Source organism: Streptomyces sp. NBC_01508 (assembly GCF_045040315.1).
GTDB lineage: Bacteria > Actinomycetota > Actinomycetes > Streptomycetales > Streptomycetaceae > Streptomyces.
In genome coordinates this window covers 3326599-3347883 of record NZ_CP109419.1, presented here as the reverse complement: position 1 = coordinate 3347883, position 21285 = coordinate 3326599, and the positions used below count along the sequence as shown (strand labels likewise).

The 21285-nt window shown below is 71.1% G+C and carries 22 protein-coding genes and 3 tRNA genes; 20 read left to right on the top strand and 5 right to left on the bottom strand.

The window, feature by feature from the left end; genetic code table 11:
• Positions 1–266: 266 nt before the first annotated feature.
• Complete coding sequence (locus OG700_RS15265) at positions 267–1586, bottom strand: sensor histidine kinase (RefSeq protein ID WP_405613791.1); 1320 nt, start codon at positions 1584–1586, stop codon at positions 267–269.
• A 251-nt stretch (positions 1587–1837) separates the two neighbouring features.
• A complete protein-coding gene (locus OG700_RS15260; RefSeq protein WP_405613789.1) occupies positions 1838–3052 on the bottom strand; it encodes a sensor histidine kinase in 1215 nt (404 codons plus the stop codon).
• A gap of 265 nt (positions 3053–3317) precedes the next feature.
• Between OG700_RS15260 and OG700_RS15255 the strand changes: the two genes are divergently transcribed.
• The 13 genes from OG700_RS15255 (at position 3318) to OG700_RS15195 (ending at position 15266) form a co-directional block, all read left to right on the top strand.
• Complete coding sequence (locus tag OG700_RS15255; protein WP_023539403.1) at positions 3318–3719, top strand: NADH-quinone oxidoreductase subunit A; 402 nt, start codon at positions 3318–3320, stop codon at positions 3717–3719.
• Positions 3710–4396, top strand: a complete 687-nt coding sequence (locus OG700_RS15250) for an NADH-quinone oxidoreductase subunit B (RefSeq protein WP_405613787.1) — start codon at positions 3710–3712, stop codon at positions 4394–4396. Before OG700_RS15255 ends, OG700_RS15250 begins: the two co-directional genes overlap by 10 nt.
• Positions 4396–5424, top strand: coding sequence for an NADH-quinone oxidoreductase subunit C (locus OG700_RS15245; RefSeq protein WP_405613785.1), 1029 nt, complete (start codon positions 4396–4398; stop codon positions 5422–5424). Before OG700_RS15250 ends, OG700_RS15245 begins: the two co-directional genes overlap by 1 nt.
• Positions 5421–6389: an NADH-quinone oxidoreductase subunit H gene (locus OG700_RS15240; RefSeq protein WP_405613783.1), complete on the top strand. Its 969-nt coding sequence runs from the start codon at positions 5421–5423 to the stop codon at positions 6387–6389. The genes OG700_RS15245 and OG700_RS15240 overlap by 4 nt, the downstream gene beginning before the upstream one ends.
• Positions 6390–6971 carry a NuoI/complex I 23 kDa subunit family protein gene (locus OG700_RS15235; RefSeq protein WP_405613781.1) on the top strand — a complete coding sequence of 194 codons (582 nt, stop codon included), beginning with the start codon at positions 6390–6392 and terminating at the stop codon, positions 6969–6971. It begins immediately after the preceding gene.
• Positions 6968–7558, top strand: a complete 591-nt coding sequence (locus OG700_RS15230; protein WP_405613779.1) for an NADH-quinone oxidoreductase subunit J — start codon at positions 6968–6970, stop codon at positions 7556–7558. The genes OG700_RS15235 and OG700_RS15230 overlap by 4 nt, the downstream gene beginning before the upstream one ends.
• Positions 7558–7998 (top strand): NADH-quinone oxidoreductase subunit NuoK, encoded by a 441-nt coding sequence (gene nuoK / locus OG700_RS15225; RefSeq protein ID WP_405613777.1) that lies wholly within the window; start codon positions 7558–7560, stop codon positions 7996–7998. The genes OG700_RS15230 and nuoK overlap by 1 nt, the downstream gene beginning before the upstream one ends.
• Positions 7995–10001 carry an NADH-quinone oxidoreductase subunit L gene (locus OG700_RS15220; protein ID WP_405613775.1) on the top strand — a complete coding sequence of 669 codons (2007 nt, stop codon included), beginning with the start codon at positions 7995–7997 and terminating at the stop codon, positions 9999–10001. Before nuoK ends, OG700_RS15220 begins: the two co-directional genes overlap by 4 nt.
• Positions 10002–10004: 3 nt before the next feature.
• Positions 10005–11603 carry a NuoM family protein gene (locus OG700_RS15215; protein WP_405613773.1) on the top strand — a complete coding sequence of 533 codons (1599 nt, stop codon included), beginning with the start codon at positions 10005–10007 and terminating at the stop codon, positions 11601–11603.
• A gap of 2 nt (positions 11604–11605) precedes the next feature.
• Positions 11606–13222: an NADH-quinone oxidoreductase subunit N gene (locus OG700_RS15210; RefSeq protein ID WP_405621725.1), complete on the top strand. Its 1617-nt coding sequence runs from the start codon at positions 11606–11608 to the stop codon at positions 13220–13222.
• Positions 13223–13419: 197 nt separating this feature from the next.
• The gene (gene htpX, locus OG700_RS15205; protein WP_405613771.1) at positions 13420–14283 is read left to right on the top strand and encodes a zinc metalloprotease HtpX; all 864 of its coding nucleotides are present in this window, start codon (positions 13420–13422) and stop codon (positions 14281–14283) included.
• Positions 14280–14672 (top strand): YccF domain-containing protein, encoded by a 393-nt coding sequence (locus OG700_RS15200; protein ID WP_405613769.1) that lies wholly within the window; start codon positions 14280–14282, stop codon positions 14670–14672. The genes htpX and OG700_RS15200 overlap by 4 nt, the downstream gene beginning before the upstream one ends.
• Positions 14673–14996: 324 nt before the next feature.
• Entirely contained in the window at positions 14997–15266 is a 270-nt protein-coding gene (locus tag OG700_RS15195) for a GlsB/YeaQ/YmgE family stress response membrane protein (protein ID WP_405613767.1), read from the top strand.
• A gap of 120 nt (positions 15267–15386) precedes the next feature.
• Here OG700_RS15195 and OG700_RS15190 read toward each other — a convergent pair whose 3' ends face one another.
• Positions 15387–15875: a YajQ family cyclic di-GMP-binding protein gene (locus OG700_RS15190; protein WP_405613765.1), complete on the bottom strand. Its 489-nt coding sequence runs from the start codon at positions 15873–15875 to the stop codon at positions 15387–15389.
• A gap of 215 nt (positions 15876–16090) precedes the next feature.
• On the opposite strand from OG700_RS15190, the gene OG700_RS15185 reads away from it, so the two are divergent.
• Positions 16091–16172 (top strand) — tRNA-Tyr (locus OG700_RS15185).
• 92 nt (positions 16173–16264) lie between these two features.
• Here the strand turns inward: OG700_RS15185 and OG700_RS15180 are convergent.
• Positions 16265–16924 (bottom strand): SDR family oxidoreductase, encoded by a 660-nt coding sequence (locus OG700_RS15180; RefSeq protein ID WP_405613763.1) that lies wholly within the window; start codon positions 16922–16924, stop codon positions 16265–16267.
• A 110-nt stretch (positions 16925–17034) separates the two neighbouring features.
• Positions 17035–18258 (bottom strand): amidohydrolase family protein, encoded by a 1224-nt coding sequence (locus OG700_RS15175; protein WP_405613761.1) that lies wholly within the window; start codon positions 18256–18258, stop codon positions 17035–17037.
• Positions 18259–18593: 335 nt separating this feature from the next.
• Between OG700_RS15175 and OG700_RS15170 the strand changes: the two genes are divergently transcribed.
• The 6 genes from OG700_RS15170 to OG700_RS15145 all read left to right on the top strand — a co-directional run bounded on the left by OG700_RS15170 (position 18594) and on the right by OG700_RS15145 (position 21274).
• Positions 18594–18666 (top strand) — tRNA-Thr (locus tag OG700_RS15170).
• Between the two features lie 47 nt (positions 18667–18713).
• A tRNA-Met gene (locus OG700_RS15165) sits at positions 18714–18786 on the top strand.
• Between the two features lie 89 nt (positions 18787–18875).
• Positions 18876–19040 carry a 50S ribosomal protein L33 gene (gene rpmG / locus OG700_RS15160; RefSeq protein WP_003956487.1) on the top strand — a complete coding sequence of 55 codons (165 nt, stop codon included), beginning with the start codon at positions 18876–18878 and terminating at the stop codon, positions 19038–19040.
• A gap of 120 nt (positions 19041–19160) precedes the next feature.
• Positions 19161–19613, top strand: coding sequence for a MaoC family dehydratase N-terminal domain-containing protein (locus OG700_RS15155; protein ID WP_405613759.1), 453 nt, complete (start codon positions 19161–19163; stop codon positions 19611–19613).
• A gap of 5 nt (positions 19614–19618) precedes the next feature.
• Positions 19619–20047 (top strand): MaoC family dehydratase, encoded by a 429-nt coding sequence (locus tag OG700_RS15150; protein WP_405613757.1) that lies wholly within the window; start codon positions 19619–19621, stop codon positions 20045–20047.
• 171 nt (positions 20048–20218) lie between these two features.
• A complete protein-coding gene (locus OG700_RS15145) occupies positions 20219–21274 on the top strand; it encodes a UDP-N-acetylmuramate dehydrogenase (RefSeq protein ID WP_405613755.1) in 1056 nt (351 codons plus the stop codon).
• The last annotated feature ends 11 nt before the right edge of the window (positions 21275–21285 follow it).

Here is a 21285-nt window from a genome sequence, read left to right as displayed (position 1 = left end):
CGGCCCCAGCATCCCAGCATTCGTATCTGCGTGGGGCGCACTGACAGGGAACTGGCAGGCAACTGATCAAACTGGGAGACGCGACTCCGGCGCACCGGACGATGTCCGGTGCGCCGCAGCCGCGCTCTGTGTCTGTCCTTCAGTCCGCCTGCCTGCCTGCCTGCCTGCCTGCCTGTCTGTCTGTCTGTCTGTCCTTCTGTCTGTCCGTCCGCCCGGCTGCCTGCCTGCCTGCCTGCCTGCTTGCCTGCCTGCCGACTCTCCGGGTGTCACTTCCGCCAGGGCAGCTCCGCCGTCACCGCCGTCGGACCGCCGACCGGCGAGTCGACGACCAGGATCCCGTCCACCGCGTCGAGCCGCTCCGCGAGACCGGCCAGGCCGCTGCCCGACGACATGTTCGCCCCGCCCCGCCCGTCGTCCGAGACCTGGAGCATCAGCCGGTTCCCCATCCGCCACACGTCCACCGAGGCGCGGCCGGCCCTGGCGTGCTTGCTGACGTTCTGGAGCAGCTCCGAGACGGTGAAGTACGCGATGCCCTCGATCGCCGCCGCCGGGCGGTACTCCAGGTCGACCTCGACCTCGACCGGCACGGTGCAGCGGGAGGCGACGGAGGACAGCGCCGCGTCCAGACCCCGGTCGGTGAGGACCGCCGGGTGGATGCCCCGCGCCAGATCGCGCAGCTCCTGGAGCGCGACCTTGACCTCGCCGTGCGCCTCGTCGACCATCCGCGCCGCCGCCTCCGGGTCCGCCAGCAGCTTCTCCTTCGCCAGCCCCAGATCCATGGCCAGGGCGACCAGCCGGGCCTGCGCCCCGTCGTGCAGGTCACGCTCGATACGGCGCAGATCGGCGGCGGCCGTGTCCACCACTACTCCGCGGTCCGACTCCAGCTCGGAGACGCGCGTCGCCAGCCGGGACGGGCCGAGCAGCCCGGCGACCAGCAGCCGGTCCACACCGGTCAGCCCGCGGTTCAGCCACGGCGAGGCGAGGACGATGACGAGACCGATCACGCTGGTGGCGGCTATCTCGAACGGGGTGTCCACATAGAAGTCGTTCGTGCCGTCACTGAAGACCGTGATGCCGTCCCGGTCCGTGTGTGCGGGGAAGACCCACTGCCACAGCGGATAGAGGAAGAGGGTCCAGCCGGTGACCGTGACGGTCACGGACGCGGCGAAGGAGAACACCGCCCACGGGAAGTGCACGAAGCCGTAGAGCAGATGCCGCCAGGACACCCCGCTCCTGAGGACAGCCCCGACCCACGACATCAGACCGGGCTTCTCCCCGCGCACGGGCAGCGGGCTCGCGACGTCCAGGCCGAGCAGGACCCGCGCCCTCGTCCGCTCGACGGCCCCCAGCGCCCGGCAGCCGATGAGCGAGGCGGCCAGCAGCGGAATGCCGAGGAAGGTCACCAGGAGCCCCGCGCTGAGCGAGATCATCGTCACCGCGTAGACGAAGAAGAGGATGCCCATCGGAAGGTTGAGGAGGAGATAGCCGAACTCCTTCCACGCGCGGCCCGTGAACGGAGCGCGCAGTGCCGGCGGGAGGGTGCGGCGCTGTGGCTGTGTCCGCGAGAGGTGGTAGTCCGTGGCCATCGTGTCGTCCGTTCTGCGAGCGGGGCGGGCGGTGCGGGTGGGTCGGGTGGTGGGCGGTGCGGCGGTGCGAGTGGGGTGGGCGGTGCTTCAGGCCGTATCCCTGTGTCTTTCTGTCTCTACTGTGTGTCTCTATGCTGGTCCGCCGGCCGCGCCCGCACCATGAGGCCGGTATCCGTCTTCACCCTGGGGTTTTCCCCACCCCCCGTGGTGCGGTTTCACACCCTCCGTACGGGGTCGGCGTCCGCCACTCGTCAGGACTTCTCCCGCTTTCGCCACGGCAGTTCGGCCGTGACGACCGTCGGACCCCCGACCGGCGAATCGAGCACGAAGAGACCGTCGACCGCGCCCAGGCGCTCCGCCAGCCCCGCCATGCCGCTCCCGCCGTCCAGCCGCGCGCCCCCGCGCCCGTCGTCCTGGATCTGGATCAGCAGCCGGTCCTTCGTCCGCCACACCTCGACACCGGCCGTGCGGGCACCGCTGTGCTTGCTGACGTTCTGGAGCAGCTCCGAGACGGTGAAGTACGCGATGCCCTCGATCGCCGCCGCCGGCCGCTCGTCCAGCTCGACGTCGACCTTGACCGGCACGGTGCAGCGGGAGGCGATGGAGGAGAGCGCCGCGTCCAGGCCCCGGTCCGTCAGGACGGCCGGGTGGATGCCCCGCGCGAGGTCGCGCAGCTCCTGGAGGGCCAGCTTCACCTCGCCGTGCGCCTCGTCCACCATGTTCGCCGCCGCTTCGGGGTCCGCCGGCAACTTCTCCTTCGCGAGCCCGAGTCCCATGGCGAGAGCCACCAGCCGGGCCTGTGCCCCGTCGTGCAGGTCGCGTTCGATACGGCGCAGATCGGCGGCGGCCGTGTCCACCACGACGCCCCGGTCCGACTCCAGTTCCGCGATCCGGCTCTCCAACTCGTCGGACGGCGAGAGCAGCCCGCGCACCATGGCCCGGTCGGCGTTGGTGAGACCGCGGGCGATGTGGGGCAGCACCGGCCAGAGCACGAAGAGACCCACCAGGGTGATCGTGAAGGTCAGGATCCCCCAGGGCAGCCGGATGAACTCGTACAGCGCGGTCCGCCAGGCCACCGGGTCCTTCAGCCCCGTCCACAGCCAGGGGAAGAACCCCTCGGTGCCGCGCGCCCGCCTCTCCCGGCGGCCGCGCCCACGGAGCGGGCTCGGCTCGTCGATCCGGACCCCCAGCAGGGCGCGCGCCCGCGCCCGTTCGGCCTTGCCCAGCAGCCGGGCACCGGCCAGACCGCCGGCGAGCCACGGCAGGCCGATCACGGTGACGGACAGGGCGACACCGGTGGGTACGGCGACCATGACGTAGACGAAGCCCGCGATCGAGACCGGCAGATTGGCGAGGAGATGGGCGATCTCCTTCCAGGTGTGCCGGTCGTAGGCGAAACGGGGCGGCGGCGGTCGTTCGTCGTCCGGGACGTCGGGGACGTCGGGGACGCTGTTACGGGCGTTCATAAGGCCCTAGCCTGCACGGCTGCGCGGGCGCACGCCATGGGGTGACTGGGGGACCCTCGGTGGGGATAACCCCACCACCTCCGCGAGGGCGGTGCGACCGGCGGGTGTGGCGGCGGCGGGTCGTCCGGCACCGGACCCGGCCATGACCCCGCCGTGACTGATACGCGACCGACTGCTTACGGTCCCTTTAGCAGGGCCTAGACTCCCGTGCGTACAGATCACGGACCAGGATCCAGGAAACACCGATCGGCGGAGCGAGGGGCGGGTGACGGACGTGCCGGAACCGACCGTTCTCGCGTCGGAGTACTTCCAGAGCTATTCGGTGGTCGGACTGCTCGCGGTCGTCGGCGTGCTCTTCGTCGCCGTGGCCTTCGGAGCGGGCCGGCTGCTGCGGCCGGTGGTACCGACGCCCGAGAAGCTGCTCACGTACGAATGCGGCGTCGACCCGGTGGGCGAGGGCTGGGCACACACCCAGGTGCGCTACTACGTCTACGCGTTCCTCTACGTCATCTTCGCCGTCGACTCGATCTTCCTCTTCCCGTGGGCGACGGTCTTCGCGGCCCCGGGATACGGCGCGACGACGCTCGTCGAGATGTTCATCTTCCTCGGCTTCCTGGCCGTAGGACTGCTCTACGCATGGAAGAAGGGCGTCCTGGAATGGACGTGACCCCCGCGACTCCCGCTGCCGCCGATCCCACCGCTGCCGCCGATCCCACCGCTGCCGCCGATCCCACCGCAGGCGCCGCGCCCGCGCCCGCCGCCGCACCGGTCGAGCTGCCGAACCCGCAACGCCTGGGCGTGCTCTCCCGGCTGGCACCCCAGCCGATGAAGGTGGTCCTCAACTGGGGCCGCCGCTACAGCCTCTGGGTCTTCAACTTCGGACTCGCCTGCTGCGCCATCGAGTTCATCGCCGCGTCGATGGCCCGCCACGACTTCATCCGGCTCGGCGTCATCCCCCTCGCGCCGGGCCCGCGCCAGGCCGACCTGATGGTCGTGTCCGGCACGGTGACGGACAAGATGGCACCCGCGGTGAAACGGCTCTTCGAGCAGATGCCCGAGCCCAAGTACGTGATCTCCTTCGGCGCCTGCTCCAACTGCGGTGGCCCGTACTGGGACTCGTACTCCGTCACGAAGGGCGTCGACCAGATCATCCCGGTCGACGTCTACGTACCGGGCTGCCCGCCACGCCCCGAGGCGCTGCTCCAGGGGATCCTCAAACTCCAGGAGAAGATCTCCCGCGAGTCGCTGGGCGAGCGTTACGGCTCCGAGGGCCACCGGCCCACCACCGCCGCGCTGCGCAGCGGGCTGATCGCGGCGCCGCCGACGCCGGGGGAGAGCGCGTGATGTCCTCCGCCGCTCCGGACGCGTACGACAGCCTTCCCGGCGGGGTCGCCGAGATCTTCGGCGCGGACGCCACGGCGGAACGCGCGTACGACCTCCTGACGGTCGACGTCCCCGCCGACTCCTGGCTGACCGCGCTCGAAACCGCCCGTGACGCGCTGGGCTGCACGTACTTCGACTGGCTGAGCGCCGTCGACGAACCGGGCACCGGCTTCCGCGTCGGGGTGCACGTCGCCTCGGTCGAACGCCGTTCCGTGCGGCGCCTGTTGGTCCGTACGACCGTCCCGCACGAGGCCGCGGTGCTGCCGACCGCCCTCGGGGTCTACGCGGGCGCGGGCTGGCACGAGCGCGAGACGTACGAAATGTTCGGCATCTCCTTCACCGGCCACCCCAACCTGGTGCACCTGCTGCTGCCCGAGACCTTCGAAGGACATCCGCTGCGCAAGGACTTCGTCCTCGCGGCCCGGGTCGCGAAGGCGTGGCCGGGCGCGAAGGAGCCGGGGGAGTCCGCGCCGGGACACACCGGACCCAAGCGGCGCCAGATGCTGCCGCCCGGCGTACCGGACCCGAACGAATGGGGTCCACTCAAGGGCCAACTGCCCCCGGCCGCCGCCCGCCCGGCCCGCACACCCCGCGCGGCGGGCGACCGCCCGCCCCGCCGCACCCGCAGCGCCGCGGACGGCTCCGCGACCCAACAGCCCGCCGCGCCCGCGCCGAATGCCGCCCCGGCCCCTTGGCACGACCCGCGCCCGGCGTTCGACGCTCCGCCGACGGACCAGCGGACGACAACTCCGCCGGCAGAACCGCCGGCAGAACCGCCGCCGGGGCCGACGCCGGAAGGCGAACCGATGCCCGCGCCCGAGGGCGGGCCGACACACGAGCCCAAGTCGGCGCCGGAGGCGACTCCGGACGGCGACCCCGATGCCCGCGAGGGTTCCGCCGACGCCGACGCCGACGCCGACGCCGACGCCGACGCCGACGCCGACGCCGACGCCGACCCGGACCCCGACCGCCCCGGAGGAGACGCGTGAACGACGTGCTCGATGTCGCCATCCGGCTGGTCATCGTCTTCGCCGCCTTCCTCGTCCTCCCTCTCGTCGTCGGACAGACCGAGCACAAGGTCATGGCCCACATGCAGGGCCGCCTCGGCCCCATGTACGTCGGCGGTTTCCACGGCTGGGCCCAACTCGTCGCAGACGGCGTGAAGTTCGCGCAGAAGGAAGACATCGTCCCGGCCGCCGCCGACCGCCGGATCTTCCAGCTCGCCCCCGCCGTCGCCCTGCTGCCCTACCTCCTCGTACTGCTCGTGATCCCGATCGGCCCCCAGGAGGGCGCGGTCGGCGAGATCGTCGACGCGGGCATCTTCTTCGTACTCGCCGTGATGGGCGTCGGCGTGCTCGGCTCGCTCATGGCGGGCTGGGCGTCGGCCAACAAGTTCTCCCTGCTCGGCGGGTTGCGCACGGCCGCCCAACTGCTCGCGTACGAACTGCCGATGCTGCTCGCGGCGGCCTCCGTCGCGATGGCGGCCGGCACCGTCTCGCTGCCGGGCATCCTGAACGCCTTCGAGTGGTGGTGGCTGCCCTGGCAGATCGTCGGCGCCCTCGTCTTCTTCGTCGCCGGCCTCGCCGAACTCCAGCGCCCTCCCTTCGACATGCCGGTCGCGGACTCCGAGATCATCTTCGGTGCCTACACCGAGTACACCGGTCTGCGCTTCGCGCTGTTCCTGCTCGCCGAGTACGCGGGCATCGTCGTCCTGTGCGGACTGACCACCGTCCTGTTCCTGGGCGGCTGGCACGGCCCGTTCGGCGGCGACGGACTCGGCTGGCTCTGGACCCTCCTCAAGACGTTCCTCCTCGCCTTCGTCGTCATCTGGCTGCGCGTCAGCTATCCGCGGCTGCGCGAGGACCAGCTCCAGAAGCTCGCCTGGACCGTGCTCATCCCGCTCGCCCTCGCCCAGATCGCCCTCACCGGCATCGTCAAGGTGGTGATCCAGTAAGTGCCTCCGATCCCCGGTAGCGGCCTGGCCAAGGGGCTGGCCGTCACCCTTCGTACGATGACCAGGAAGACCGTCACCGCGCGGTATCCGGACACCCAGCCCGAACTCCCGCCCCGCAGCCGCGGCGTGATCGGCCTGTTCGAGGAGAACTGCACGGTCTGCATGCTCTGCGCCCGTGAGTGCCCCGACTGGTGCATCTACATCGACTCCCACAAGGAGACACTTCCGGCCGCCGCCCCCGGCGGGCGTGAGCGCAGCCGGAACGTCCTCGACCGGTTCGCCATCGACTTCTCGCTCTGCATGTACTGCGGTATCTGCATCGAGGTCTGTCCTTTCGACGCGCTGTTCTGGTCACCGGAGTTCGAGTACGCGGAGACGGACATCCTCGAACTCACCCACGAGCGGGACAGACTCCGCGACTGGATGTGGACCGTGCCGGCCCCGCCCGCCCTCGACCCGGGCGCCGAGGAGCCGAAGGAGATCGCCGCCGCCCGCAAGACGGCCGACAAGCTCGCGGCGGCACAAGCCGCCACACCGCAGCAGGAGCAGCAGCACGAGCAGCAGCGGGAGGGCGGCGAGTGACCCCCCTCGCGTCCGCCCTCGCGGCAGCCCCCCTCGCAGCCGCCCATCCCGGCTTCCTGTCCCCGACCGGCGTCGAGATCGCCTTTCTCCTCGTCGGTCTCGTCACCCTCGGCGCGGCCGTCATCACCGTCACGACCAAGCAGCTGGTGCACGCCGCCCTCTGGCTCGTCGTGGCGCTCGGCGGCCTGGCCGTCGAATACCTGCTGCTGACGGCCGAGTTCATCGCCTGGGTGCAGGTCCTGATCTATGTCGGTTCCGTCGTCGTCCTCCTTCTGTTCGGTCTGATGCTGACGAAGGCGCCCATCGGCCGCTCCCCGGACGCGGATTCGGAGAACCGGTGGGTCGCGCTCGCGGTGGCGCTCACCGCCGCCGCCGCGCTCGTGTGGGTGGTCGTCGACGCGTTCCGCACGACCTGGATCGATCTCGACGGCCCCGCCCAGGGGTCCACCGAGGTCACCGGCCAATTCCTCTTCCGGCACTGGGTGCTGCCCTTCGAAGCGCTCTCCGTCCTGCTGCTCGCCGCGCTCATCGGCGCGATCGTCCTGTCCCGCAAGAGCGACGCCGCTCGCGGCAAGGAGCAGCGCTGATGCATCTCGCCTATCCCGCCGTGCTCGCGGCGCTGCTCTTCTGCACCGGTCTGTACGGGGTACTCGCCCGCCGCAACGCGATCCTCGTCCTCATGTCCGTCGAGCTGATGCTCAACGCCGTCAATCTCAACCTCGTCGCCTTCGACGTGTGGCTGCGCGACACCCTGCACGCCGGCCAGGCCCTCACTCTCTTCGTGATCGCCATCGCCGCCGCCGAGATCGGCATCGGCCTGGCGATCGTGCTGATGGTCTACCGCAGCCGCGGTACCTCGGACGTCGACCGGCTCCGCGACAGCGTCGAGAGCGACGCGACCGACGAAGCCGCCCGAGAGGCGGCGGCCGAATCCGCCGAAGCCCAAGCCCAAGCCGAAGCCCAAGCCCAAGCCGAAGGCCAAGCCCAAGCCGCCGCCCGGGCAGAGAAGGCTGAGGCCACCGCGTGACCACGACCACCCTCGCCGTCCTCGTCCCGCTCCTGCCGTTCCTCGGCGCGGTCGCCGGACTGCTCCTCGGCCGTACGGCCCCCGGATTCGTCCGGCCCCTGGCCGTCCTGCCGCCGCTCGCCGCCGCCGTACTCGCCGCGCTCGTCGCCGTACGCCAGAGCGACGGGCACGGCGGCACCCGCCCACCGATCGACGCCGCGACCCAGCTCACCCCGACCGGCTCGGTCCCGATCGATCTCGCCCTGCACATCGACGGCTTCGCCGCCCTCGTCGCGATCCTCGTCGGTGCCGTCGCGACCTGCGTGCAGATCTACTCGACGGGCTATCTGCGCGACGACCCGCGCTACCCCTCGTACGCCGCTCTCGTCTCCCTCTTCACCTCCGCGATGCTGCTCGTCGTCTACTCCGGCGACCTGATGGTGCTGCTGGTCGGCTGGGAGATCATGGGCATCTGCTCGTACTTCCTGGTCGGCCACTACTGGGAGACGCCCGAGGCGCGCGCCGCCTCCCTGAAGGCGTTCCTGGTCACCAAACTCGGTGATGTCCCCTTCCTGCTCGGTCTGTTCGCGCTCGCCGTCGACACCGGCACGTTCCGGATCACGGGCGTCCTGCGGGCCGTCGGCAACGGCGGGCTCGACCACCCCACCCTGATCGCCCTGCTGCTGATCGCCGGTGTCGCGGGCAAGTCGGCCCAATTCCCGCTGCACACCTGGCTGCCCGACGCGATGGCCGGTCCCACCCCCGTCTCCGCGCTGATCCACGCGGCGACGATGGTCGCCGCCGGTATCTACTTCGTGGCCCGTCTCCTCCCCGTCTTCGCCGCCTCCGCCGCGGCCCTGCTGGTGCTCGCCGTCATGGCCGCGATCACCATGGTCGGCTCGGCGATCGCCGCCCTCGCGCAGGACGACATCAAACGTGTCCTCGCCTACTCGACCATCGGCCAACTCGGCTACATGTCGGGCGCGCTGGCCGTGGGCGACCGGGGCGCGGCCGTCTTCCACCTCATCTCGCACGGCGCCTTCAAGGCGCTTCTCTTCCTCGGCGCCGGCGTGATCATCCACGCCGCCGGCACCAACTCGCTCGCCGCCATGTCCCGGATGGGCGGCCTCGCCAAACGCGTCCCCGACGCCTACTGGACGATGACGATCGCGCTCCTCGCGCTCGCCGCCATCCCGCCCTTCGCCGGCTTCTTCTCCAAGGAAGCCGTCCTCGTCGCCGCCGAACACACGGCGCTCGGCAAGTCCGACATCGCCCCGGACGTCGCGGGCTGGACCGTGCTGGTCGCCGGTCTGCTCACCGCCCTCCTCACCGCCGCCTACGCCTCGCGCCTGTGGCTCCTCGCCTTCCGCGGCCGGGGCGCCGAAGCCGCCGACCACGGCAGGCAGCCCCTGTCGATGAACTCCGTCCTGTGGGTGCTCGCCGTCCCCTCACTCGCCTTCGGCCTGACCGTCGGCCTCATCGCCCCCTGGCTGGACGCCGAGAGCCTGACCCCGACGATCACCACCTCCGTCCTCGGCACAGGCGTCGCGCTCGTCGGCGGACTGGTCACCTACGGCGCCTGGAGCCACACCACGGCACTCGCCGCGCGCACCCCCATGGGTGCCGTCGCCGCGCACCCGGACGCCGAGCCCGCCCTCTCCGAGGTCGAGGCCATGGCCAGCCACACCGCCGCCTACGGCAACATCGCCTCGGCGCCCGACCCCGCCGACCCCGGCCGGCTCCTGCTCGGCAGACTCCACCGCCACGCCGCCGCCGGCTTCCACCTGGACGCCGTCTACCGCACCCTCTTCCAACGCCCGGTCCAGGGCGCGGCCCAACTGGTCCGCTTCCTCGACCGCGAGGTCGTCGACACGTACGTACGCGGGGCGGGCACCGGCACCCGCTGGCTCGGCACCGCCGTACGCGGCGCGCAGACCGGCAATGTGCAGACCTACCTGGGCGCCCTGCTCGCCGGAACGGTCGTCCTGGCGATCGCCGCCGTACTCGTCGCCGCCGGAGCGTGAGCCGTGATCGATATCAGCCCGTCCGTGATGCAGTTCCTTCTCGCGTTCATCGTCGTCGCCCCCCTCCTGGGCGCGGCGGCGGCACTGCCGCCCGCCCCGCCCGGACTCCGGGGCACCGGCCCCGACCAGGCCGTACTGCGCCACGGCGTGACCGTGACCGGCGCGATCCTCATCGCCGCGATCGTCCTCGCGCTCGGCTTCGACCACGACCAGCCGTCGAGGATCCAGGCCACGACGGACATCAGCTGGATCCCGGCACTCGACGTACGGATCCATCTCGGCATCGACGGCATTTCCCTCCCCCTCCTGGTCCTGACCGCGCTGCTGACCTTCCTCTGCGCGCTCTACAGCTACTTCAAAATGCCGACGGGTCCCTCCCCGAAGGCGTTCGTCGCCCTGCTTCTCGTCCTCGAATCCGGCACCCTCGCCACCTTCGCCGTCCTCGACCTGCTGCTCTTCTTCCTGGCCTTCGAGATGGTGCTCATCCCCATGTACTTCCTCATCGCCCGCTGGGGCGGCGAGGAACGCCAGGCCGCCGCCTGGAAGTTCATCCTCTACACGCTGCTCGGCTCCGTGGTCATGCTGCTCGGCCTGCTGCTCGTCGGGCTGCACGCGGGCACATTCGACATGGTGGCACTCGCCACTGACAACGGCCGTGGACTGAGTACATCCGTGCAGGTCACCGCCGTTCTGGCGATCGGGATCGGCCTCGCGGTCAAGACCCCGATGTGGCCCTTCCACAGCTGGCTCCCGGACGCCCACACCGCCGCCCCGACCGTCGGATCCGTGCTCCTCGCCGGAGTCCTGCTCAAGATGGGTACGTACGGGTTCGTCCGTATCGTCCTGCCGATCGCGCCCGACGGGATGCGGACCTTCGCGCCGTACCTCGCCGCCCTCGCCGTCACCGGCATCATCTACGGCTCCCTGGCCTGCCTCGCCCTCGCCCGGCAGGGCGCGGGCGGCGACCTCAAGCGCCTGATCGCCTACTCCTCCGTCGGCCACATGGGCTTCGTGCTCCTCGGCATCGCGTCCATGACCCCCACCGGCGTCAACGGCGCGCTCTTCGCCAACGTCGCCCACGGCCTCATCACCGGCCTGCTCTTCTTCCTGGTCGGCGCGCTCAAGGACCGCTACGGCACCGCCGACCTCGACACCCTCGCCGGCGCCACCGGCGCGGCGCTGTACGGCCGCGCACCGCGCCTCGGCGCCCTGCTCGCCTTCGCCGCCGTCGCCTCGCTCGGCCTGCCCGGCCTCGCCGGATTCTGGGGCGAGATGCTCGCGATGTTCGGCGCCTTCGACCCCGCGCCCGGCCTCAGCCGCCCCGCCTTCGTCACCTTCACGGCGATCGCCTGCTTCGGCACCCTGCTCACCGCCGCGTACCTGCTGATCGTCGTCCGGCGCGTCTGCATGGGCGCGACCCACCGGCCCGCGGGAGCGGAAGAAACCGGCCCCACCCCCGAACTCGCCGACGTCCAGGGCTACGAACTCGCCGCCTGGACCCCGCTCGTCGCCCTCACCGTCCTGGCCGGCCTCTGGCCCGCCGTCCTCCTCGGCCTCACCGACCCGGCCGTGCAGAAGCTTCTCGCAGGAGGCAAGTCGTGACCGTGGCCGCTGCCCAGGACGCCGCCGACAGCGCCGCCGGCCTCGTCCAGTCCGTCGACTGGCTCGCGATCGCGCCCCCGGCCCTCACCGCCGCCGTCGCACTGATCGTCCTGGTCGCCGACCTGTTCCTGCCGGACCGCCGAAAGCCGCTCCTCGGCGCCCTGGCCATCGCCGGCCTCGCCGCCGCGCTCCTCCTGCTGATCCCGATCCGGGCCGGCGACCGGTCCACCTTCTGCCTGACGGCCGACGCCGACGTGTGCAGCTACACCGCCGACCACTTCACACTCGTCATCCAACTCCTGGTCCTCGGCGGCGCCCTGCTCACCGCCCTGCTCTCCGTCACCGAACTCGGCGGCGGCCGAAAGCCCCGGGCGGAGAAGCTCCCTGCGGGCGAATTCTGGTTCCTGCTGCTCGCCTCGGCGGCCGGCGCCGCCCTCCTGCCCGCCGCACGCGACCTCGCGACCCTCGTCGTCGCCCTCGAAGTCGCGACCCTCCCCGCCTTCGCGCTGGTCGGCCTCAAGCGCGGCGACCGCCTCTCGTCCGAGGCGGCCCTGAAGTTCTTCCTCTCCTCCGTGGCGGCCACCGCCGTCATGCTGCTGGGCGTCAGCTTCGTGTACGCCACCACCGGCACCCTGCACCTCACCGAGATCGCCACCCGGCTCGACGACGTCCCCGGGACGCTCGAAACCCTCGCCTCGGCGGGCGTCGCCCTGACCCTCGTCGGCTTCGCCTTCAAGGCCGCCGCCGCGCCCTTCCACTTCTGGGTCCCCGACACCTACGTCGGCGCGCCGCTGCCCATCGCCGCGTACCTCTCCGTCGTCGGCAAGGCCGTCGGATTCTCCGGCCTCATCCTGGTCACCGTCGTCGCCTTCCCCAGCCACTCCGACGTCTGGGGCCCGGTCCTCGCGGTGCTCGCCGCGCTCACCATGACCGTCGGCAACGTCGCCGCGCTGCGCCAGTCGGCCACACGCGCCCGGAGCGCGGTACGCCTCCTGGCGTGGTCGTCCGTCGCCCAGGCCGGCTATCTCCTGGTGCCGATCGCGGCGGCGGCGTACGCCGGCACGGACCAGATCGGCTCCACCGTCGCGTACGCCCTGATGTACGCCGTCGTGAACCTCGGCGCCTTCGCCGTCGCCGCCCTGGTCGCCCGTACGAAGCCCCTGAACCGCCTCTCGGACTACCGCGGCCTCGCCTCCGAGCGCCCGCTCGTCGCCCTCGCCATGGGCTTCTTCCTGCTCTGCCTCGCCGGACTGCCGCCCGGCGTCGTCGGCCTCTTCGCGAAGGTCACCGTCTTCTCCTCGGCCGTCGACGCGGGCCTCGGCTGGCTGGCCGTCGTGATGAGCGTCAACGTCGTCATCGCGCTCTTCTACTACCTCCAGTGGACGGCGGTCCTCTTCCGCGCCCCGGAGACGGCACGGGAGGGAACCGCGGAGGAAGCCCCGGAGGCCGAGCCGGCGCCCCCGGCCGCCGGGCCGGCCCTCCAGCCCGCCGGCCTTCTGGTCGCTTCCCGTGCCCCCGTCCCCGTGCTCGCCGCGATCGGCCTGACCACCGCCGCGGGCATCGCCCTGTCGGGAGCGCCCCAACTGGTCCTGCGCTTCGCGGCGACAGGCCTCTTCTGAGGCACGCGCCCCACCACACGCCTCAAGGAGGCGGCGCCATCCGCCCCCGCCGCCACCCGTACGGCGTACACCCCCGCGCGGGCGCGCCGGGGAACCCGTGACCCCCGCCTGGCGTTGACCAGTGAGGAAGGGTCCACTGGAGAGTGGAGCAGCATCACGTAAAGGGTTCCCCTGCCGCACGATTTGGAGGGCGCTCCGTGCACCGCCGGCACAACGGGTTGAGGACCGCCGCACTCCTCGGGGGACTGTCCGCACTCATCATCGTCATCGGCAGTATCTTCGGCCGGACGGGGCTGATCGTCGCGGTCGTCGTCGCGCTCGCCACGAACGCGTACGCGTACTGGAACAGCGACAAGCTGGCACTGCGCGCCATGCGTGCGCGCCCGGTCAGCGAGTTCGAGGCGCCGAAGCTCTACCGCATCGTGCGTGAGCTCTCCACCACCGCGCGCCGGCCGATGCCACGGCTCTACATCTCGCCGACGCAGGCCCCCAACGCGTTCGCCACGGGCCGCAATCCCCGTAACGCGGCCGTCTGTTGTACGGACGGGATCCTCCAGATCCTGGACGAGCAGGAGCTGCGCGGAGTCCTCGGCCATGAGCTGAGCCATGTCTACAACCGCGACATCCTGATCTCCTCCGTCGCCGGCGCCCTCGCCTCGATCGTCATGTTCCTGGTGAACTTCGCCTGGCTCATCCCCATCGGCCGCTCGGACGACGACGAGGGCCCCGGCCTCGTCGGCATGCTGCTCGTCATGCTCCTCGGCCCGCTGGCCGCCTCGGTGATCCAGCTCGCGGTGAGCCGTTCGCGGGAGTACGAGGCGGACGCGTCCGGCGCACAGCTCACCGGCGATCCGTTGGCCCTCGCGAGCGCCTTGCGTAAGCTTGAAGCAGGTACGAAGCAGCTGCCGTTGCCGCCAGAGCCACGGATCGAGACGGCGAGCCATCTGATGATCGCTAATCCGTTCCGACCGGGGCAGGGTGTATCGAGAATGTTCTCCACGCATCCGCCGATGGCGGAGCGGATCGCCCGACTAGAGCAGATGGCAGGTCGCCGCCCATGAAGACAATCCTCAACATCATCTGGCTCGTCGTAAGTGGCTTCTGGCTGTTCCTCGGTTACATGCTCGCCGGACTGCTCCTGTGCGTCACGGTCATCGGTATCCCCTTCGGGGTGGCCGCGTTCCGGATCGGTGTCTACGCGCTGTGGCCGTTCGGCTACACGACGGTGGAGCGCCGCGACGCCGGGTCACCGTCGTTCGTCGCCAACGTACTGTGGCTGGTCCTGGCGGGCTGGTGGCTCGCCCTCGGCCACATCTTCACGGGGATCGCGCTGTGCGTGACGATCATCGGCATCCCGCTGGGCATCGCCAACTTCAAGCTGATCCCCGTCTCGCTGCTGCCCTTCGGCCGCGAGATCGTCCGTACGGACCAGGCGTTCGCGGGCTGGTGACCCCAGGGGCTCCGTAGAGCGCCCGGTAGGCCGTACCCGCCTCCGTACGGAGGCGGGAGCGGCAAGCCACCCCGCAGCCGTGTACGCCCGCGAGCGGCCGGCCACCCGACGCCCAGCCCGCCGGTCGGCGCCTGAACGCGCCCGGCCGCTCGCGGGCGTACACGTATGTCCCGCCCGAGGCGGGGTAGTCGACGGCCGCTGTGTCGTGCGTCGCACGCGATCGATCTCCGCAACCACGCCTCGCCCCACGGACGTCTTCCCGCGAAACGCGGCACCGAAGAACGGCAGCACCGCAGATCACCGCACGAAAGGCAGGTCCACGGCATGACCATCGTCAGCTGGCTCCTCCTCGGACTCCTCGCCGGAGCCGTCGCCAAGATCCTGCTGCCCGGCCGGGACCCGGGCGGCGTGGTCGGCACGACCCTCATCGGCATCGCGGGCGCCTTCGTCGGCGGCTGGATATCGTCCCGCTGGCTGGACCGCCCGATCACCAGCGACTTCTACGACGGCGCCACCTGGGCGGCGGCGATCGGCGGCTCACTGGTGCTGCTGATCGTCTACCGTCTCCTCTTCGGCCACTCCCGCTCCCGCTGACCTCCCGCTGACCTCCCGCTGCGGGATCAACCTCCGGCAACGCCCCACGGGGCGCGTACGGCCGCCTCCGCGCCCGTACGAGCGGGACGCGACGACGGCCGTACGGGCCCGGCCAGTTGGTCAGCGGTAATTCACGTACTGGAGCGCGAACTCGAAGTCCTGCCCCTTCAGCAGCGCCTGTACGGCCTGGAGATCGTCCCGGCTCTTCGAACTGACCCGCAGCTCGTCGCCCTGCACGAGCGCCTTGACGCCCTTGGGGCCCTCATCGCGGATGATCTTGGCGACCTTCTTCGCGTTCTCCTGCGAGATGCCCTCCTCGATGGAGGCGAAGATCTTGTACTCCCTGCCGGACTGCTGCGGCTCGCCCGCGTCCAGCGCCTTCAGCGAGATGCCCCGCTTGATCAGCTTGGACTGGAAGACGTCGAGGATCGCGGTGACCCGCTCCTCGGTGTTGGCCTGCATAAGGATCTTCTCGCCGGACCAGGCGATCGAGGCTCCGACGTTCTTGAAGTCGTACCGCTGGGAGACCTCCTTCGCGGTCTGGTTGAGGGCGTTGTCGACCTCCTGCCGCTCGACCTTCGAGACGATGTCGAAACTGGAGTCGGCCATGTCCTGTGGCTCCTTGTATCGGGTGCTGGAAAGGGTGCCGCGACTCATGCCGCGACCGATGCCGAAAGTACGGTTGGGCTCCCGCAAAGCCTAGCCATCTCCACCCGCTCCCGGCCTGATCAATCCGGTGGCGGAGCACCCCCGGGCATCGGGTATCGTTTACGTCGTTGCCACGGAGCGGCGCACACAGCGCCCACCCCACGGCGACATCCCATGGCGGTGTGCCCGAGTGGCCAATGGGAGCGGACTGTAAATCCGCCGGCTTAGCCTTCCCAGGTTCGAATCCTGGCGCCGCCACACGGAAATGATGGCCCCCGGCCTGCGGAGACGCGGACCGGGGGCCATCTTCGTAGCTGTCAGTTCGTAACCGTCGGTTCGCGGCAGTCAGGTCAGGCGGACGGCGCGGCGCTCCTCACCGCTTCCGCCACCGGTACCGCGCCGCTGATCAGTTCCAGCGTCAGGCCCGCCGTCGCCGGCGTCTCCACCAACTCCGCCAGTGTCGCGGCCACATCGTCCCGTGGCACCGGGCCGCGTCCCGTTGACGGCGCGAGGTTCACCAGGCCCGTGCCCGCGTCGTTGGTGAGCATTCCCGGACGCAGGACGGTCGTGTCGAGACCCGGCTTGGACAGGACGTAGCGGTCCGCCGCGCCCTTGGCCCGCAGGTAGTGGTCGAAGACGTCGTCGCCCTCGTGGTCCGCGTCGGCGCCCATGGACGAGACGATCACGTAGCGCCGTACGCCCGCCTGTTCGGCCGCGTCGGCGAAGAGGACCGCCGCGCCCCGGTCGACGGTGTCCTTGCGCTCGGTGGAGCTGCCCGGTCCCGCCCCGGCCGCGAAGACCGCCACGTCCGCGCCCTCCAGCGCGGCGGCGGCCTCGTCCGGCGAGGCCGACTCCAGGTCGAGCACGACGGCTTCGGCGCCCGCCTTCCGTAGATCCTCCGCCTGTTCGGGTTTGCGGATGATGCCCGCGACCTCGTGGTCGCGGGCGGCGAGCAGCCGCTCAAGCCGCAACGCGATCTGACCGTGTCCTCCGGCGATGACAATTCGCATACCCACGACCGTACGTCCGGCAGGCCGCCGGCGCGCGCACACCACCTTCGTAGGAGGAGCGATTCAGGAGGGGCGATTCCAGCCGGTGCCGCCGGCTTGCGGCCGACAGTTCACGGCCGTCCCTGTCGCGGCAGGTCCAGCGCGACGGCCACCGCCGAGTCGCAGTACTCCCGCACGGCGTTCGTCCGGGCCACCACCCGGCCCCGGTGGATGACGATCCTGCTGTACGCCAGCGACAGCACCCCCTCCAGCCGCTCCCCGCGCACCGCCAGCAACTCGGCCGGAAAGCCCGCCTCCACCCGCACCTCCGGCAGCCGCATGGCCTCCCGCGCGGCCGTGCTCACCGCCTCGTACGCCTCCGCCGCCCGCAAGCCTCCTTGGGAGGCCAGCAGATACGCCGCCTCCAGCGGATCCCCGCGCCCCACCGGATTCGCCACGTCCCGCACGGCGCCGCTGCCGGCCGCCACCCGCACACCGGCCGCTCGCAGCAGCCGCACGGGAGCCACGCCCCGCTGCTCCGTGCCGCCGCAGCCCCCCTGGGGCAGACAGACGACCGTCACGCCCGCCGCCGCCAACTGGTCGGCGGCCCGGCCCGCGACGTGCGCCGGCAGCCGGGAGAGCCCGGCACAGGGCCCGACGGAGACGCCGGGCCGCAGCCCGCCGGCCATCGCCGCCAGGCGTGCGAGACGGGCGGGGTCGCCGCCGTCCGTATGAAGGTCGACGGGACAGCCGTGCTCGGCGGCGACGGTCAGCACCGCTTCCACGTATCCGGTCGGATCGGGGTCGAGGTCCGGGCAGCCGCCCACCACGCCGGCGCCCATCTTCACCGCGTCCCGCAGCATCGCGAGCCCGTCCGCGCCCGCGACCCCGGTCAGCAGGCGCGGCACGGCGACGACCGTCAGATCGCCGAGCCCGCGCAGCGAGCGCCGCGCCCCGAGCACCGCCCCCAGGGGCGCCAGCTCCTGAGCGTCACCGATCCGCACATGCGTACGCAGCGTGGTCGCCCCGTGCCCGACCTGGAGCAACGCGGCCTCGGTCGCGCGGCGCTGGACGTCCTCGGGGTCGTACGAGACGGGCCTGTCCGGAGTGACGGCGCTCAGCGCGGTGTCGCTGTGCGCGTGCGGCTCGGCGGGGGCGGGAAGGAGCAGATGCCCGTCGAGGTCCACGGACGCGCCGAGCGCGGTGAGACTGCCGGCGGTGCCGACTGCCTCGATCCGGCCGCCGCTCAGCCGTACGTCGACGGCACGGCCGTCGGTGAGCCGGGCCCCGCGCAGCAGCAGCGCGGTGGCGTTCGCCGTGGAGCCGTCCGGCGGCTGCGGCTGGCTGTCGGGCATCGCGCTCCTGGGTGGGGCTCCTGGCGGGGCTGTGGGGCTCTGGGGGCGCCGGCGTGCAAGATCACGCAGCGCGGGTCGAGCCTAGAGGCGCCCCGGTCGGCCTTCGAGGAGGAAGGGAATAGTCGTACCGGCGTGGCTCTCCCTGGTGTACGGAGACGTACGGAACACCTCCCGAGCCTCTTCCAGCCCCTTCCCGACTCCCGCCCGAGCCCCCTCCCGAGCCCTTCCCGACCCCCTCCCCGCGACCGCCCCGAGACGGAAGGGACAGGTGGGACGAGAGGCCGGGAAACGGATTTGGGTGATCGGCGACGGACCGTGTAATGTCTTCATCGCTCGCCCCAATAGCTCAGTCGGTAGAGCGTCTCCATGGTAAGGAGAAGGTCTACGGTTCGATTCCGTATTGGGGCTCTGGTGTTCGGCACTCCTCGCCTTCGGGCGAGGGGGTCCGACATCACAGCGGTGTAGCTCAGTCGGTAGAGCAAGCGGCTCATAATCGCTGTGTCACCGGTTCAAGTCCGGTCACCGCTACACACGGTAGCCGATGGTGGGGACGATCCTTCGATCGGCTACTCTTTTATGCGTTAACCCGTCAATCTGTCCGTCCAAGGAGCACTCACGTGGCTGCCACCGACGTCCGCCCGAAGATCACGCTGGCCTGCGTGGAGTGCAAGGAGCGGAACTACATCACCAAGAAGAACCGGCGCAACAACCCGGACCGTCTTGAGATGAAGAAGCACTGCCCTCGTTGCAACTCGCACACGGCTCACCGCGAAACGCGCTGAACCAGGCTCGTACCCGAGGCCGTCCCCTTAACGGGGGGCGGCCTCGTGTCGTTTGCCGTGCCCCATCCATAGTTGTGCACCAATTCATCAGGGCAGTCTCATCAGGAGGGAACGAGTCCAATGGCGCTCGACCAGTCCTTCGTCGGGCGGATCTATCCGCCCACCGAACCGTACGAGGTCGGCCGGGAGAAGATCCGCGAGTTCGCCGAGGCGGTGGGCGACGCCAATCCGGCGTACGCCGACCCGGACGCGGCGAAGGCGCTCGGCCATCCCGATGTGATCGCCCCGCCGACCTTCGTCTTCGCGATCACCTTCAAGGCGGCGCGCGAGGTCATCGCGGATCCGAAGCTCGGTCTCGACTACAGCCGGGTGGTGCACGGCGACCAGAAGTTCGCGTACACCCGTCCCGTACGGGCGGGCGACCGGCTGACCGTCACCTCGACCATCGAGGGGATCAAGTCGATGGCGGGCAACGACATCCTCGACGTCCGCGGCGAGGTGCACGACGAGGCGGGTGCGCATGTCGTGACCGCGTGGACCAAGCTGGTGGCGCGCGCCGCCGAGGGGGAGTGACGCCGATGGCCACGCAGATCGCCTACGAGGACGTCGAGGTCGGTACGGAGCTGCCGACCGGGACCTTCCCGGTCACCCGGGACACCCTGGTGCGGTACGCCGGCGCGTCCGGGGACTTCAACCCGATCCACTGGAACGAGAAGTTCGCGCTGGAGGTCGGGCTGCCCGACGTCATCGCGCACGGCATGTTCACCATGGCCGAGGCGATCCGGGTGGTGACCGACTGGGTGGGGGACCCGGGGGCCGTCGTCGAGTACGGCGTGCGCTTTACCAGACCCGTCGTGGTTCCCAACGACGGCACGGGCGCGGTCGTAGAGGTGAGCGCCAGGATCGGCGACAAGCTCGACGGCAACCGCGTGCGCGTGGATCTCACGGCGACCAACGAGGGCAAGAAGGTGCTGGGGATGTCCCGCGCCGTCGTCCAGCTGGCCTGAGCGGATGATTCCCCATCGCCGGACGGGCCGACCGGGTCCGGCGGGAGCCCACCCGGTACGGGAGTCGGCGGCCGAGGAGAAGCGCGAGACGGCGGCCGTCTGACCGCGTCCCGCGCGACGCGTCCGGATCCGGAGACGAATCGTCTCCGGATCCGAACGTACTCTTGTGCCGTGCAGGAACTCCACGACGCCCCCCTCGCCCCCCTGACCACCTTCCGCCTCGGTGGCCCCGCCGCCCGGCTGATCACCGCCACCACCGACGCCGAGGTCGTCGCGGCCGTGCGCGAGGCGGACGACGCGGGCACACCGCTCCTGATCATCGGCGGCGGCAGCAATCTGGTCATCGGCGACAAGGGCTTCGAAGGCACCGCGCTGCGGATCGCGACCCGCGGCTTCGACCTCGCGGGTACGGCGCTGGAACTGGCCGCCGGCGAGACCTGGACCGACGCCGTCGCCCGTACCGTCGAGGCGGGACTCGCGGGCATCGAGTGCCTGGCCGGCATCCCCGGCTCGGCCGGCGCCACACCGATCCAGAACGTGGGCGCGTACGGCCAGGAGGTCTCCAGCACCATCACCGAGGTCGTCGCCTACGACCGGACCACCGGCGAGACCCTGACCCTCGCCAACGCCGACTGCGGGTTCTCGTACCGCCACAGCCGCTTCAAGGAGCACCCCGGGCGCTATGTCGTCCTGCGCGTGCGGTTCGCGCTGGAGGACGCGGGCGGGCTGTCGGCCCCGCTCAAGTACGCCGAGACGGCCCGCGCCCTCGGCGTCGAGCCCGGCGACCGGGTCCCGGCGGCCACCGCCCGCCGCACCGTCCTCGAACTGCGCGCGGGCAAGGGCATGGTGCTCGACCCGGCGGACCACGACACCTGGTCGGCCGGCTCCTTCTTCACCAACCCGATCCTCGACGACGCCCAGTTGGCGGCCTTCCTCGCCCGCGCGGCGCGGCGGCTGGGCGCGGACGTCACGCCGCCCGCGTTCCCGGCGGGGGAGGGCCGTACGAAGACCTCCGCGGCCTGGCTGATCGACCGCGCGGGCTTCACGAAGGGGTACGGCGCGGGCCCGGCCCGCATCTCCACGAAGCACACGCTCGCCCTGACCAACCGGGGCGACGCCACCACCGAGGATCTGCTCGCGCTCGCCCGGGAGGTCGTCGCCGGGGTGCGCGAGGCGTTCGGGATCACCCTGGTCAACGAGCCGGTGACGGTCGGCGTCAGCCTCTGAAGCGCCCTGAG

What these genes read in the sequence shown, in the direction of transcription:
- OG700_RS15245 (WP_405613785.1), top strand. Translation starts at nt 4,396, where the DNA reads ATGTCCTCCGCCGCTCCGGACGCGTACGACAGCCTTCCCGGCGGGGTC.
- nuoK (WP_405613777.1), top strand. Translation starts at nt 7,558, where the DNA reads ATGCATCTCGCCTATCCCGCCGTGCTCGCGGCGCTGCTCTTCTGCACC.
- OG700_RS15265 (WP_405613791.1), bottom strand. Translation starts at nt 1,586, where the DNA reads ATGGCCACGGACTACCACCTCTCGCGGACACAGCCACAGCGCCGCACC.
- OG700_RS15195 (WP_405613767.1), top strand. Translation starts at nt 14,997, where the DNA reads ATGACCATCGTCAGCTGGCTCCTCCTCGGACTCCTCGCCGGAGCCGTC.
- OG700_RS15175 (WP_405613761.1), bottom strand. Translation starts at nt 18,258, where the DNA reads ATGCCCGACAGCCAGCCGCAGCCGCCGGACGGCTCCACGGCGAACGCC.
- OG700_RS15250 (WP_405613787.1), top strand. Translation starts at nt 3,710, where the DNA reads ATGGACGTGACCCCCGCGACTCCCGCTGCCGCCGATCCCACCGCTGCC.
- OG700_RS15190 (WP_405613765.1), bottom strand. Translation starts at nt 15,875, where the DNA reads ATGGCCGACTCCAGTTTCGACATCGTCTCGAAGGTCGAGCGGCAGGAG.
- OG700_RS15260 (WP_405613789.1), bottom strand. Translation starts at nt 3,052, where the DNA reads ATGAACGCCCGTAACAGCGTCCCCGACGTCCCCGACGTCCCGGACGAC.
- OG700_RS15200 (WP_405613769.1), top strand. Translation starts at nt 14,280, where the DNA reads ATGAAGACAATCCTCAACATCATCTGGCTCGTCGTAAGTGGCTTCTGG.
- OG700_RS15155 (WP_405613759.1), top strand. Translation starts at nt 19,161, where the DNA reads ATGGCGCTCGACCAGTCCTTCGTCGGGCGGATCTATCCGCCCACCGAA.
- OG700_RS15150 (WP_405613757.1), top strand. Translation starts at nt 19,619, where the DNA reads ATGGCCACGCAGATCGCCTACGAGGACGTCGAGGTCGGTACGGAGCTG.
- OG700_RS15180 (WP_405613763.1), bottom strand. Translation starts at nt 16,924, where the DNA reads ATGCGAATTGTCATCGCCGGAGGACACGGTCAGATCGCGTTGCGGCTT.